This window comes from Romboutsia sp. MSSM.1001216sp_RTP31141st1_G3_RTP31141_220114 (genome assembly GCF_039031195.1).
GTDB classification, from domain to species: Bacteria; Bacillota; Clostridia; order Peptostreptococcales; family Peptostreptococcaceae; genus Romboutsia_C; species Romboutsia_C hominis.
In genome coordinates this window covers 46,408-60,599 of the sequence record NZ_JBCIUO010000006.1, presented here as the reverse complement: position 1 = coordinate 60,599, position 14,192 = coordinate 46,408, and the positions used below count along the sequence as shown (strand labels likewise).

Genomic DNA, 14,192 nt, shown 5'->3' with positions numbered 1-14,192 from the left:
GCTGAAACAACCTTTTTCTGTATAATTTCTTTAATGACCTATTATAGGTCATTTTTTATTTTACAAATAAATTATTTGAATGTGACAAAGTCACAGAACTAAAAATTAAAAATTAATATAATACTTCTATAAGAAATATAGGAGGGAATAATTATGAAAATAAGAAAAAAGGCAATTATAGATACAAATCACTGTGTAGCTTGTGGAACTTGTATAAAAGAATGTCCACTAAACCTTATAAGCATAGAACAAGGTGTATTTGCAAAAATTAACCTAGAAAAATGTGTAGGATGTGGAAAATGTGCTAAAGCATGTCCTGCATCTGTTATAGAAATAAAAAGCATGGAGGAATGTAGATAATGAAAAAGCAAAAGAAAACTTGGAAAGAGTATATGTGGATACTAAGTGCCTTATATTTATTCCTAGGATTATTTAATATATTATTTGCATGGCTTGGATTATTATGCTTTACAATACCATTAGTTATGGCAATATTAGGAAAAGGAAAAACATACTGCAATACTTACTGTGGAAGAGGTCAATTATTAAACTTAATGGGAAATAAAATGAAATTATCAAAATACAATAATATTCCTAAGTTTTTAAAAAGTAAGTGGTTTAGATATGGATTTTTAGCTTTCTTTATGACAATGTTTATAAATATGCTATTTATGACATACTTAGTATTTAATCAAACTAATAGCCTAAAAGAAGTTATAACAATACTTTGGACATTTAAAGTGCCATGGAAAGTGGCTAATGTAAGTATGGTAAGTCCTTGGGTAGCACAGTTTGCATTTAGATTTTATAGTATTATGATTACATCTACAATATTAGGTGTAGTTACAATGCTTTTATACAAGCCTCGCTCTTGGTGTGTTTATTGTCCAATGGGAACTATGACTCATATAATATCAAAGGCTAAGTATAAAGATAATATGTAAAATTAGGATTTAAATTATTAATAAAAATGGCTTAGAAACATAGTAATTTCAAAAAATTTGCAATTAAACCTTATATATGTTATTATAGTATATAAAATAATACATTTTGCAAACACTAAGAGTGAGACCAGAAGTTCTCACTCTTTTGTTTTAACTAAACTGACAACTGAATAGGAGGGAAAAATATGAAAAAGAGTATAGAAGCTACTATAGAAGAATTAGTATCAGAAATAACTGAACCACTTAATTTTGAAATAGTAGATGTAGAATATGTAAAAGAAGCTGGAGAGTATTACTTAAGAGTATTCTTAGATAAAGAAGGCGGAATATCATTAAATGATTGTGAAGCTGTAAGTAGACAATTAAGCGAAGTTTTAGACGTTAAAGATCCTATAAAAGATAACTACTTCTTAGAAGTATCTTCACCAGGACTTGATAGACCGCTTAAAAAAGATAAAGACTTTGTAAGATACGCTGGAAGAGACGTTGAGATAAAATTATACAAACCACTAAATGGATCAAAGCAATTTGAAGGTACATTAGTTGGATTAACAGAAGAAAATACTATAAAAGTTATAATAAATGATGAAGAAGTTGAATTTAATAGAAAGGAAGTAGCTCTTGTAAGACTTGCAATAAAGTTTTAATAAGATAGCTTAGGGTAAAAATAAAATGAACCACGAATTTATAGAAGCATTAGATGAGTTAGAAAAAGACAGAGGAATAGATAAAGAAATACTTATAGACACTATAGAACAAGCTCTTTTAACAGCATACAAGAAAAACTTTGGTTCTGCTCAAAACGTAAGAGTTGAGTTTGATAGAGAAAGAGGAGACGTTAAAGTATTCTCTCAAAGAGTAGTAGTTGATGAATCAGATTTATACGATACATTCTTAGAAATAGAATTAGCAGACGCTAGAGAAATAAGTCCAAACTACGAATTAGGAGATATAATAGAAAATGAAGTAACTCCTATGGACTTTGGAAGAATAGCTGCTCAAACTGCTAAGCAAGTAGTTGTTCAAAGAATAAGAGAAGCAGAAAGAGAAATAGTATACAATGAATTTATGGATAAAGAAAATGAAATAGTTACAGGAGAAGTAGCTAGAGTAAACAAAAACATAGTTCATGTTAATCTTGGAAGAATAGAAGCAATAATGACTCCACAAGATCAAATACCTGGTGAAACATACAGAGCTGGTCAAAAAATAAAGGTATACATATTAGAGGTAAAGAAAACTAATAAAGGACCTCAAATAGTAGTATCAAGAAGTCATCCAGGATTAGTTAAGAGATTATTTGAATTTGAAGTTCCAGAAATATTTGAAGGTATAGTTCAAGTTAAATCTATATCAAGAGAAGCTGGTTCTAGAACTAAGATGGCAGTTAAGTCAATAGATGAAAAGATAGATCCAATCGGAGCTTGTGTAGGACCAAAAGGTTCAAGAGTTAAAAACATAGTTGATGAATTAGGTGACGAAAAGATAGATATAATAAAATATAGTGATGATCCAGCTGAATTTATATGTGCAGCACTTAGCCCATCAAAAGTTGTTAAGGTTGATATAAATGAAGAAGAAAAATCTGCTTTAGTAGTAGTACCTGATTACCAATTATCACTTGCAATAGGTAAAGAAGGACAAAATGCTAGACTTGCAGCTAAGCTTACTAACTGGAAAATAGATATAAAAAGTGAATCTCAAGCAGGGTTAGAGCCTCAAGAAACTAACATAGACGCTGAGTAATAAAGGAGGGGTACTCTTTGCAAAAACAAAAAAAGGTTCCTCAAAGAAAATGTATAGCATGTCAAGAAAGAGATGCAAAAAAAGGGCTAATAAGAATAGTTAAGACTAAGGAAGGTCAAATATTTTTAGACCCAACAGGAAAGGCAAACGGTAGAGGTGCATATATATGTAAGGATGTAGAATGTCTAAAAAAAGCTATAAAAAGTAAAGCTTTAAATAGAGCATTCAAAATGGAAGTTCCATCTGATGTATATGACAATCTACTTAAGGAGCTAGAAAGTTATGAAGACTAGTGAAGCAAAAATATATTCATTTTTAGGCCTTGCCACAAGAGCAGGGAAGATAGTGTCTGGCGAATCTACTTTAGCTGACCTTAAAAAAGGGAAGGTAAATCTAGTTATAGTAGCAGATGACGCATCTGATAATACTAAAAAGTTATATAAAGATAAATCATCATATAGAAGTATACCGTATGTATACTTCTCAACAAAGCTACAACTAGGGCTAGCTATAGGAAAAGCTCCTAGAGCAGTCATAGGTATAAAGGACAAAAACTTTGCTGATAAAATCAGTGAGTTGATGGAAACACAAAAAATATAATAGGGGGTGGTCTTGTGTCAACAAGAGTATACCAAATCGCAGAAGAATTGAAAGTATCAAATGAAGAAATGATACAAAAGTTAAAAGAATTAGATATAGATGTAGAAAACGAAAATTCTGAAATAGCAGAAGATGAATTAGAGTTAGTTATAGACATATTAAAAGAAGAAATAGCAGCGGCTAAAGGAAATATATTAAAAATAGAAGGAAAATTAACTGTTCAAGAGTTAGCTAATGCCATTGATAAGTCAGCTTCAGAAATAATAATGAAGCTTATGAAAATGGGAACTATGGCTACAATAAACCAAGAATTAAACTTCGAAATAGCTTCACTTGTTGCTAAGGACTACGGATTTGAATTAGTAGTTGGAGGAGCAGATGAAGAAGAAGTTGAAGCAATAGATGCTTTAATGGAAATAGAAGAAGATAAAGAAGAAGACTTAAAGCCTAGACCTCCAGTTGTTACAGTTATGGGACACGTTGACCACGGTAAAACATCTTTACTTGATGCAATAAGATCAACAAACGTAACTTCAAGAGAAGCAGGTGGAATAACTCAACATATAGGTGCTTCTGAAGTAATGGTAAATGGACAAAAGATAGTATTTTTAGATACTCCAGGACATGAAGCCTTCACAGCAATGAGAGCTAGAGGAGCACAAGTAACTGATATAGCAATATTAGTTGTTGCAGCAGATGACGGTATAATGCCTCAAACTGTTGAAGCTATAAACCATGCTAAAGCTGCTGAAGTACCATTAATAGTAGCTATAAACAAAATAGATAAACCAGCAGCTAACCCTGATAGAGTTAAGCAAGAATTAGCTGATCAAGGATTATTAGTTGAAGACTGGGGTGGAGATGTTATAGCGGTTCCAGTTTCAGCACTTAAAGGTGAAGGAATAGATACTTTACTTGAAATGATATTATTAGTTGCAGAAGTTGAAGAATTCAAAGCTAACCCTGATAAAAGAGCTGTTGGTACTGTTGTAGAAGCAGAGCTTGATAAGGGAAGAGGACCAGTTGCTACTGTACTTGTTCAAGGTGGAACACTTAAAGTTGGAGACCCAATAGTATGTGGTACTGCAAGTGGTAAAGTAAGAGCAATGATAAACTCTAAAGGAAAAAGAGTTAAAACTGCTGGACCATCTACTGCTGTAGAAATATTAGGTTTATCAGAAGTTCCACAAGGTGGAGATCAATTTGTTGCTGTAGCTACTGAAAAGATAGCAAGAAGTGTAGCTGAAAAGAGAGCTCAAATGGCTAGAGAAGAAATGTTAAAATCTAACCAAAGAATGTCTCTTGATGATTTCTTCAGTCACATGAATGATGCTGATGTAAAAGAATTAAACATAGTTGTTAAAGCTGATGTTCAAGGTTCAGTTCAAGCTGTTAAGCAATCACTTGAAAAATTATCTACTGAAGAAGTAGCAGTTAGAGTTATACATGGTGGTGTTGGTGCTGTAACTGAGTCAGATGTTATGCTTGCTGCTGCATCTAATGCTATAATAATAGGATTTAACGTAAGACCTGGAGCTACTGCTGAAACTATAGCTAAAAAAGAATCTGTTGATATAAGATGTTACACAATAATATACAAAGCTATAGAAGATGTTCAAGCTGCAATGCTTGGAATGCTTGATCCAGAACTTAAAGATGAAGATACTGGTAAAGCTGAAGTTAGAGAAACATTCAAATTATCAGGTGTTGGAACAATAGCTGGATGTTATGTAACAAGTGGTAAGATATTTAGAGGTTCTAAGGTAAGAATAGTAAGAGATGGTATAGTAATCCATGATGGACAATTAGCAGCTCTTAAGAGATTCAAAGATGATGTTAAAGAAGTTAACCACGGATATGAATGTGGATTAAGCTTTGTTAACTACAACGATGTAAAAATCGGAGATATAATAGAAGCTTATATAACTAAAGAAGTAGAAAGAAAAAGTTTATAATAAGTTTTAGATAAATAGACAATAATAACAAAAAGATATTTTAAGTCATATAATAATATATTACAAAAACTTTTAAGGTTTAAAACTATGTAATATGTTGTAAATAATTATGGCTAATAAATTAATAGATAAAATCAAAGCACATTAAAGAAATTATATTTACTGCAAATATAATTTCTAATGTGCTATTCTAAAATAGAAGTAAAAGAGGTCGATATTTATGGCATCATATAGCAGAACAAAAAGAATAGCAGAAGAAATAAAAAAAGTTATAAGTACAATGCTTATAAGTGGAATAAAAGATCCTAGAATAAACTCTATGGTAAGTGTAACTGATGTTGAAGTTACAAGTGACTTAAGTTATGCATACGTATATATAAGTATACTAGGCGGAGATGAAGAATCTACATTAACAGGACTAAGAAGTGCAGTAAACTACATTAGAAGAGAAGTAAGTAGAAATGTTAAATTAAGACATACTCCTCAAATAATATTCAAAGTTGACGATTCTATAAAAAATGGAATGTATATGGATACATTGATTAAAAAAGTCAATGAAGGAAAAACTGCAAATGAAATAGACGAGGAAATGTTTGATGAAGAGTAATCTAGACAATATAATAGATTATATAAATGGAAGTGATAATTTTGTTGTCACTTCTCATATTAGTCCTGATGGTGATAATATAGGTTCAACTCTAGGAATGTATTATAGCTTAAAAAAGCTAGGTAAAAACGTTTACTATGTTTTAGATGATAATGCACCTAGAAATTTAGAATTTTTAGTTGAAGATATAAACATACTTAAATCTAATGAATTTAATGAAAGCAACTATTCATTAATAGCCCTTGATTGCGGAGATAAAAAAAGAATATGTTTAGAAGAAGAAATAATAAATAATGCTAATAAAGTTATATGTATAGATCATCACGCAAGTAATGATAATTATGGAGATTTTAATTACATAGATATAAATGCATCATCTACTTGTGAGTTAGTATACAATTTATTAGTAAGATATAGTGAAACTAAAAACATAGACTTAATAGATGAAAAAATAGCAACAGCCTTATATACAGGCCTTGCAACAGATACTGGAAACTTCTCATATTCAAACACTCATCCAAGTAGTTTTGAAATGGCAAAAGAACTACTTATAAAAGGTGCTAAAAGAGATATGATAATCCAAAAGGTATTTCAAAGTAATCCATACAACTATTACAAGTTATTAGGAGAAGCTTTAAATACTTTAGATATAGTTAATGAAAAAGTCGCTAGTATATGTATAACAAAAGAAATGTTAAAAAATAACATAATAAGCTTCAATGATGTAGATGGAATAACATCTTATACTAGAGATATAGAAGGAGTAGAAGTTGGAATACTTCTTAAAGAGAAAAAAGAAAATGAAGTAAAAGTAAGCTTAAGATCTAAAAATTATGTAGATGTAAGCCTTATAGCACAAAGCTTTAATGGTGGAGGGCACGTAAAGGCAGCAGGATGCACTATATATGATAGTGTTGAAAATGCAAAAAAACAGGTATTAGAAGCTGTATTAAAAACAATCTAAGGTGATAAAGACATGAACAAAATAGTAAACATAATAAAACCTACAGGAATGACATCTCATGATGTTGTTAGTGTAGTAAGAAGAACCTTAAATATAAAGAAAGTTGGACATACAGGTACCCTTGACCCAGATGCGGCAGGGGTATTACCTATATGTATAGGAAAAGCAACTAAAGTAAGTGAACTTATACTAAATAAAGATAAGAGCTATATTTGTGAATTAACTCTTGGTATAACAACAGACACTTACGATTCTTCAGGAGAGATAATAGATAGAGTTGATAACTTTAGCTACACTAAAGAAGAAATAGAAAAAGCTTTTGAAACTCAAAGAGGACATATAGATCAGTTACCTCCAATTTATTCTGCACTTAAGGTAAATGGAAAAAGAATGTGTGATTTAGTTAGAAGCGGAAGAGCAGATGAAATAAAGCTAAAGACTAGACCAGTAAATATTAAAAAATTAGAAATACTTAGCATAAATGATAATAAGATAATGTTTTATGTAATGTGTTCAAAAGGAACTTATGTTAGAAGTATATGCTATGATATAGGAAAAGTTTTAGGTTGTGGAGGCCATATGTCTTTCTTACTTAGAACATCTTCAGGTAAATTTAATCTAGAAAATGCTATAACTTTAGAACAATTACAAGAATACAAGGAAAATAACACTTTAGAAGAACATTTATATGACATAGACTACGTATTATCAAATTTTAACAGTCTATCTATACACCCTAATGCAAGAAAGTATTATGTAAATGGTGGAATAATAGATGAAAGAAGATTTACACAAAAAGATTTCAATAAAAATGATGAAATTGTAAGAGTTTACTGTGAAGGTGAATTTTTAGGTAGTGGTAAATTAATTAAAAAAGGTAGCGAAATAAGTGTAAAGAGTGATAAACTATTTATAGTATAAAACTAAAAAAATACTATAATTCAGTGGGGACTCATTATGGATATTATAAAATCTATAGATAAAATACAAAACATAAATAAAAGTGTAGTTACAATTGGTAACTTTGATGGTCTTCATAAAGGTCATCAAGTCTTAGTAAAAAAGGCAGTAGAATATGGATTTAAAAACAATATAAAAAGTGTAGTATTTACCTTTGACAACCATCCAGCAAATTATTTTATAAAAAACTCAATAAAAAATATTATAAGTAATAAAGAAAAAGAACAAAGAATAAAAGATATGGGTATAGATTTAATAATAAGTATACCTTTTGATGAATATATGACTAAAATATCTCCAAGAGAGTTTGTAAAAGACATCTTAATAGATAAGTTAGGCGTTAAGAAAATAATAGTTGGATATGATTTTACATTTGCAAAAAATAAAGAAGGAAATGTAAATTTATTAAAAGAACTATGTAGTGAGTATAACTTTGAACTAGATATAGTAAATCCTATAAAAATAGATAATATAAGAGTTAGCAGTACTTATATAAGAAATCTTATAAAAGATGGACAAGTATCTAAAGTAAAAAAATATTTAGGACATAACTATGAAATAAAAGGAGAAGTTATACACGCTAAAAAACTTGGAAGAACTATAGGTTTTCCAACAGCTAATATTCAAGGCGATAAAAATATGATAATACCTAAAAATGGTATATATGCAACAAAAGTATATATTGATGGTAATACTTACTATGGCGCAACAAATATAGGCTTTAATCCTACTGTAAATGGGGATAAGCTATCAATAGAAACTAATATATTAGATTTTAATGAAGATATATATGGCAAGATTATAAAAGTTGAGTTTTTAGAAAGAATTAGAGATGAGCGTAAGTTTTCATCCTTAGAAGAACTAAAACAACAATTGAAAAAAGATACCAACTATGTAAGAGAAAACTATGTTTGCAATATTAGTGAATGTATGGTAAAATAGTTGGAGTAAACCATTACTCGGCATAGAATTACTCCAATTCGTGCTTAGTAATAGGCGATTTTTAAATATTATGGAGGTATTCAAATGAACAAATTAGAAATAATAAAAGAATTCGGAAGAAGTGAAGGAGATACTGGTTCTCCAGAAGTACAAATAGCTTTATTAACAGCTAGAATAAACGAATTAAACGACCACTTAAAAATCCACAAAAAAGATCACCACTCAAGAAGAGGTCTTTTAAAGATGGTTGGTAGAAGAAGAAACTTATTAGCTTACTTAAAAGACAGAGACTTAGAAGGATACAGAGCGTTAATAGCTAAGTTAGGATTAAGAAAATAATAATTTTTCTATATATAAAAAGTTATCTCGTAAGAGATAACTTTTTTCATTTAAGAAAATTATTATACTTTAAAAACTGTGGGTAACTATTACAGTTAAGAATTATATAAAAAGCCTCTTATTAAATATTTAATAAGAGGCTTTTATATGTTGATAATTATGCAAAACTTATATTCTAATGATGGTTGCATCCATCATGAGAGCATGTGTGATTACTTGGGAATTCATTTAATTTGTTTTCATTGAATAAATCTATATTTTCTTTTAAAGTAGCTCCTAAAGCCTTATATACTTTTATTCCCATAGAATTTAATTTAACTATAGCACCTTGACCTATACCACCAACTATAACTGCATCTACAACATTTCCTGATAAAGCTTTTATAGGTTGGCATTTTCCATGTTCATGACCTAAATCTCCATTATCTAAAGCAGACACTTCATTAGATTCTAAGTCGTAAACTAAAAACATTGGAGCTGAACCAAAGTGTCCAAATGGCTTACTTAAAAGACCTTCATTTACTTCTACTGGCATACAAATTTTCATAATTAAACATCCCTTCTTTTACAACATTTTTTTATAGATCTGCAGTTAGTACTGCAGTCTGTACTTATAAGATTAATGTTTGATAAATCTAATAAGTTTTCATTAATATTTCCTAGAGAATTAAAAAATGATATACATTCATTAAAAACATTTTCATTAATATGATAAAAAACGTAGTATCCTTCTTTATATCCTCTTATTATCTCAGCTTCCTTTAAAACCTTTATGTGCTGAGATACTGATGAATCAGTTATACCTAAGTACCTAGAGATTCCTTTTTGACAAATATCTCTTTTTGAAACTAACAAAAGAACTTTAAGTCTTGTTTCATCACTTAGTGCCTTAAATACTTTAGCTAAATTATTCATGTTCACTCCTTTTAGTTAAGTGATTACTTAATTAGATTATAGTACTCTTAATTAAATATTTCAAGTATACTTAAAAATTTATATAAAATATATTTCTAAAATGTGATTTTTATAGAAAATTATACCTATGTTTTATTATAATTATTTAGGGTATGTATCAAATGTAAATGATAAGGAGGGATAAGTTTTGATAAACTTTAGAGACATTGGAGGATGTAAGTCGTCAGATGGAAGAACTGTAAAAAAAGGATTATTTTTCAGATCTGGAAATTTAGCTAATTTAAGTAGTGATGATATACAGACATTAAGAGATTTAAACATAAAGTTAGTATTTGATTATAGAAGCGAAGAAGAAAGTAAAGAAAATCCAACAGAAGAAATAGAAAATATAGAGTACATAAGAGTATCTGCTATGAATATGGATGATATGAGCGCGGCTAAGTTTGGATCTGTCAAAGAAATGTTATTAAATATGTTTGAAAATGAAAATGCTTTTAATATGTTAAAAGAAAGATATTATGATTTACCAGTAAATAACAAATCATATAAAAGATTAGTTGAACTTATTAGAGATGAAAATAACCTACCAATTTTAACTCACTGTACAGCAGGAAAAGATAGAACTGGAGTAGGATGTGCTATAATTTTAATGATATTAGGTGTAAGTAGAGAAGATATAATAAAAGATTATTTAAAAAGCAATCAATCAGCACAAGAGGCTATAGAAGAGATAATGAAAGTACAACCTGAGTTAAAAAATGTTCCTGAGGAAAAATTAAAATATTTATTTGGTGTAAATGAAGATTATATAAACGAAGCATTTAGAAGAATAGATGAAGATTATAAAACTACAGAAGAATATTTATACAATGAATTTGGATTAACAGTAGAAGATCTAAAAGAATTAAGAGATAGATATTTATATTAATATAAAAAGTCTGTATTTGACTTAAAGTATTTTAAGTTAAACACAGACTTTTTATTTAAAAAGAATATATTAATTGATTAAAACATATATGACTAAATTTATATCAATAAGTAAATAATAAATTAATAATAGGTTATTTAAACAAAGCTATCTCAAATATAGTAAATTACTTTTATGTTGTTAATTTATACTATTTTTGATAATATAATACATAGGATGATAAACGTGTTTTTTAAAGAGGAGGCAAGCAATTAATGTTTGAACATAAAATATTTAAAATGGATTTAGCAGGGAGAGAACTTTCTGTTGAAATAGGAAAAATAGCAGAACTTGCTAGTGGTAGTGCTATACTTAGATACGGAGATACGATGGTAATGGTTAACGTATCTAAGTCTTCTGCACCAAGAGATGGAATAGATTTCTTCCCACTAAGTGTAGATTATGAAGAAAGATTATATTCAGTAGGTAAAATACCAGGAGGATTCTTAAAAAGAGAAGGAAAGCCATCAGAAAAGGCTATACTTACATCAAGACTTATAGATAGACCTATAAGACCTTTATTCCCTAAAGGATTTAGAAATGATGTACAAGTAGTTGCAACAGTTTTATCAGTAGATCAAGACTGTACTCCTGATATAGTAGCAATGATAGGTTCTTCAGTAGCATTATCTATATCTGATATACCATTTAATGGACCAACTGGTTCTGTTTTAATAGGACTTGTTGACGGGGCATTTGTTGTAAATCCAACAGCAGAGGAAAGAGAAAAGAGTTCTATGCACCTTGTAGTATCAGGAACTAAAGATGCTATAATGATGGTTGAAGCAGGGGCTGAAGAAATACCAGATGAATTAATGCTTGAAGCTATATTGTTTGCTCATGAAGAAATCAAAAAGATAGTTGAATTTATAGAACAAATAGTAGCTGAAGTTGGAAAAGAAAAAATGGAAGTTGTACTTCATCAAATAGATGAAGATGTAGAAAAAGCTGTTCGTGAATTTGCAAGCGAAAAAATGGCTAAGGCTATAAAAACATTTGAAAAGTTAGAAAGAATGGAAAAGATGGATGCTGTTAAAGCTGAAACTTTTGAACATTTTGCAGAAATAGCTGAAGAATTTGAACAAGATATAGAAGAAACTCTTCACGCTATAATAAAAGAAGAAGTAAGAAAATTAATAGTACATGAAAATGTAAGACCAGACAACAGAAAGTTAAATGAAATAAGACCTATATGGTGTGATAATGGATTTATACCAAGAGCTCATGGTTCTGGATTATTCACAAGAGGTCAAACTCAAGTAATGTCTATAGCTACACTTGGAGCTTTAGGAGATGTTCAAATACTTGACGGACTTGATGAAGAAGAAAGTAAAAGATATATGCATCACTACAACTTCCCAGCATACAGTGTTGGTGAAGCTAGACCATCAAGAGGTCCAGGAAGAAGAGAAATAGGTCACGGAGCTTTAGCTGAAAGAGCTTTACTTCCAGTATTACCATCTAAAGAAGAATTCCCATATGCAATAAGAGTTGTATCTGAGGTACTTAGCTCAAATGGTTCAACTTCTCAAGGTAGTGTTTGTGGTTCAACATTATCACTACTTGACGCTGGTGTTCCTATAAAAGATATGGTAGCAGGAATTGCAATGGGTCTTATAAAGCATGACAATAAAGTAGCAGTACTTTCAGATATACAAGGTATGGAAGACCACTTAGGAGATATGGACTTTAAAGTTGCAGGTACTGAAAAAGGTATAACAGCTATACAAATGGATATAAAAATAGCTGGTATAGATGAGCAAGTACTAAGAGATGCATTAACTCAAGCTAAAGCTGGTAGAATACACATACTTAATGAAATGAGAAAGACAATAAGTGAGCCAAAACCTGAATTATCTAAGTATGCACCTAAGATAGTAACAATGAATATAAACCCAGATAAGATAAGAGACGTTATAGGACCTGGTGGAAAGGTTATAACTAAGATAATAGATGAAACTGGAGTTAAAATAGATATAGAACAAACAGGAGAAGTATTCATAGCAGGAATAGATGCTGATATGATAAAACTTGCTCAAAAGCTTATAAATGATATAGTTGCTGAAGCTGAAGTTGGAAAAACTTATACTGGTAAAGTAACTAGAATAATGAACTTTGGAGCATTTGTTGAAATACTTCCAGGAAAAGAAGGATTACTTCATATATCTCATATAGCACACGAAAGAGTAGCTAAAGTTGAAGATGTACTAAACATAGGAGATGAAGTAGAAGTTAAAGTAACTGAAATAGATGAAAAAGGAAGAGTAAACTTATCTAGAAAAGTACTTTTACCAAAGCCTGAGAAAAAAGAAGAAAAATAATATATTAATACAAAAAGACTGTAGAACTAATTTTCTACAGTCTTTTTGTTTGATTAAAAGTAATATACAATACAAAAATAATCTCAAAGAAATAGAGTCATAAATATTAATACAACCTAATAAAATATATAAGAAGTTGTACATAATTAAGGCTTGATTAGGGGGAAAACTATTATGATGATAGTAATCAATAAGAAAAAATTAAAAAAAGTCATTATAGGATTAATAGCAGTTATATTAATTGTAATTTCTGGGTTATACTTTATGAAAAGAGAGACAAAACCAACCTTAAACTTAGATGTAGCAAATCAGCCATACTACCAAGGAACAAAAGTTAAAAGTGGATACGTTGCATTAACTTGCAACGTAGACCTAGGATGGGAAAGTGAATATGTAGAGGGAATACTAGAAGCACTAAAAAAAGAAGATGTAAAGATAACTTTTAATGTAACTGGTAGATGGGCAGAAAACAATAAAGAATTACTTCTAAAAATTAAGGAAGAAGGACATGAAATAGGAAACCATGGACATAAACATTTAGACTATGCAAATTTATCTTATGAAGAAAATTTAGAGCAAATAAAAACATCTAAGAAAATAATAGAAGATATAATAAAGGAAGAAACTAGATTTTTCCAAGCTCCATCAGGTTCATTTGGGGACAACACTGTAAAAGCAGCAAAAGAAATGGGATATACATCTATAAAGTGGGATATAGACACAATAGACTGGAAAAATAGAGAAGAACCAGATGTTATAATTGAAAGAATTAAGAAAAAAGACATAGTAGATAATAGTATAGTTTTAATGCATCCAACAAATGCAACAGTCCAATGTGTAGATGATATTATAAATATAATTAGGGACAAGGGGTTAAAACCAGGTAAGCTAAGTGATGTATTTTAGGATAGTAATAGTTGAATAAATAAAAA

General features: G+C 29.6%; 17 protein-coding genes. 15 read left to right on the top strand and 2 right to left on the bottom strand.

The features are described 5' to 3' along the window. The first annotated feature begins 153 nt into the window (after nt 1-153). From ABCP60_RS10340 to rpsO, 12 genes are all read left to right on the top strand, one after another. Nucleotides 154-360, top strand: a complete 207-nt coding sequence (locus tag ABCP60_RS10340) for a 4Fe-4S binding protein (RefSeq protein ID WP_343101712.1) — start codon at nt 154-156, stop codon at nt 358-360. Continuing rightward, entirely contained in the window at nt 360-944 is a 585-nt protein-coding gene (locus ABCP60_RS10335) for a 4Fe-4S binding protein (RefSeq protein ID WP_343101711.1), read from the top strand. Before ABCP60_RS10340 ends, ABCP60_RS10335 begins: the two co-directional genes overlap by 1 nt. 185 nt (nt 945-1,129) lie before the next feature. Beyond that, on the top strand, nt 1,130-1,591 hold the full coding sequence (rimP, locus tag ABCP60_RS10330; protein WP_092924754.1) for a ribosome maturation factor RimP: 462 nt from the start codon (nt 1,130-1,132) through the stop codon (nt 1,589-1,591). 25 nt (nt 1,592-1,616) lie between these two features. Continuing rightward, nucleotides 1,617-2,690, top strand: coding sequence for a transcription termination factor NusA (gene nusA, locus ABCP60_RS10325; protein WP_195237368.1), 1,074 nt, complete (start codon nt 1,617-1,619; stop codon nt 2,688-2,690). Between the two features lie 17 nt (nt 2,691-2,707). Continuing rightward, complete coding sequence (locus tag ABCP60_RS10320; protein ID WP_092924758.1) at nt 2,708-2,983, top strand: YlxR family protein; 276 nt, start codon at nt 2,708-2,710, stop codon at nt 2,981-2,983. Next, nucleotides 2,973-3,290, top strand: a complete 318-nt coding sequence (locus ABCP60_RS10315) for a ribosomal L7Ae/L30e/S12e/Gadd45 family protein (protein ID WP_195928725.1) — start codon at nt 2,973-2,975, stop codon at nt 3,288-3,290. The genes ABCP60_RS10320 and ABCP60_RS10315 overlap by 11 nt, the downstream gene beginning before the upstream one ends. Nucleotides 3,291-3,304: 14 nt before the next feature. Continuing rightward, nucleotides 3,305-5,245 (top strand): translation initiation factor IF-2, encoded by a 1,941-nt coding sequence (gene infB / locus ABCP60_RS10310; protein ID WP_343101710.1) that lies wholly within the window; start codon nt 3,305-3,307, stop codon nt 5,243-5,245. 220 nt (nt 5,246-5,465) lie between these two features. Continuing rightward, nucleotides 5,466-5,852: a 30S ribosome-binding factor RbfA gene (rbfA, locus tag ABCP60_RS10305; RefSeq protein ID WP_092924764.1), complete on the top strand. Its 387-nt coding sequence runs from the start codon at nt 5,466-5,468 to the stop codon at nt 5,850-5,852. Further along, complete coding sequence (locus ABCP60_RS10300) at nt 5,842-6,816, top strand: bifunctional oligoribonuclease/PAP phosphatase NrnA (RefSeq protein ID WP_343101709.1); 975 nt, start codon at nt 5,842-5,844, stop codon at nt 6,814-6,816. Before rbfA ends, ABCP60_RS10300 begins: the two co-directional genes overlap by 11 nt. 12 nt (nt 6,817-6,828) lie before the next feature. Then, nucleotides 6,829-7,737 (top strand): tRNA pseudouridine(55) synthase TruB, encoded by a 909-nt coding sequence (gene truB / locus ABCP60_RS10295; RefSeq protein WP_343101708.1) that lies wholly within the window; start codon nt 6,829-6,831, stop codon nt 7,735-7,737. Nucleotides 7,738-7,773: 36 nt separating this feature from the next. Next, a complete protein-coding gene (locus tag ABCP60_RS10290) occupies nt 7,774-8,718 on the top strand; it encodes a bifunctional riboflavin kinase/FAD synthetase (RefSeq protein ID WP_092924770.1) in 945 nt (314 codons plus the stop codon). Between the two features lie 84 nt (nt 8,719-8,802). Next, nucleotides 8,803-9,057, top strand: coding sequence for a 30S ribosomal protein S15 (rpsO, locus tag ABCP60_RS10285; protein WP_092924772.1), 255 nt, complete (start codon nt 8,803-8,805; stop codon nt 9,055-9,057). Nucleotides 9,058-9,232: 175 nt separating this feature from the next. Here the strand turns inward: rpsO and ABCP60_RS10280 are convergent, their stop codons facing one another. Beyond that, complete coding sequence (locus tag ABCP60_RS10280) at nt 9,233-9,604, bottom strand: NifB/NifX family molybdenum-iron cluster-binding protein (RefSeq protein ID WP_343101707.1); 372 nt, start codon at nt 9,602-9,604, stop codon at nt 9,233-9,235. A 2-nt stretch (nt 9,605-9,606) separates the two neighbouring features. Beyond that, nucleotides 9,607-9,972, bottom strand: a complete 366-nt coding sequence (locus tag ABCP60_RS10275; protein ID WP_343101706.1) for a metalloregulator ArsR/SmtB family transcription factor — start codon at nt 9,970-9,972, stop codon at nt 9,607-9,609. Between the two features lie 187 nt (nt 9,973-10,159). Here ABCP60_RS10275 and ABCP60_RS10270 point away from each other — a divergent pair, with 187 nt between their 5' ends. The 3 genes from ABCP60_RS10270 to ABCP60_RS10260 all read left to right on the top strand — a co-directional run bounded on the left by ABCP60_RS10270 (nt 10,160) and on the right by ABCP60_RS10260 (nt 14,166). Next, nucleotides 10,160-10,900 carry a tyrosine-protein phosphatase gene (locus ABCP60_RS10270; RefSeq protein WP_343101705.1) on the top strand — a complete coding sequence of 247 codons (741 nt, stop codon included), beginning with the start codon at nt 10,160-10,162 and terminating at the stop codon, nt 10,898-10,900. Between the two features lie 254 nt (nt 10,901-11,154). After that, nucleotides 11,155-13,260, top strand: a complete 2,106-nt coding sequence (pnp, locus tag ABCP60_RS10265; RefSeq protein ID WP_092924780.1) for a polyribonucleotide nucleotidyltransferase — start codon at nt 11,155-11,157, stop codon at nt 13,258-13,260. Nucleotides 13,261-13,434: 174 nt separating this feature from the next. Further along, complete coding sequence (locus ABCP60_RS10260) at nt 13,435-14,166, top strand: polysaccharide deacetylase family protein (protein WP_240275661.1); 732 nt, start codon at nt 13,435-13,437, stop codon at nt 14,164-14,166. Nucleotides 14,167-14,192 lie beyond the last annotated feature (26 nt).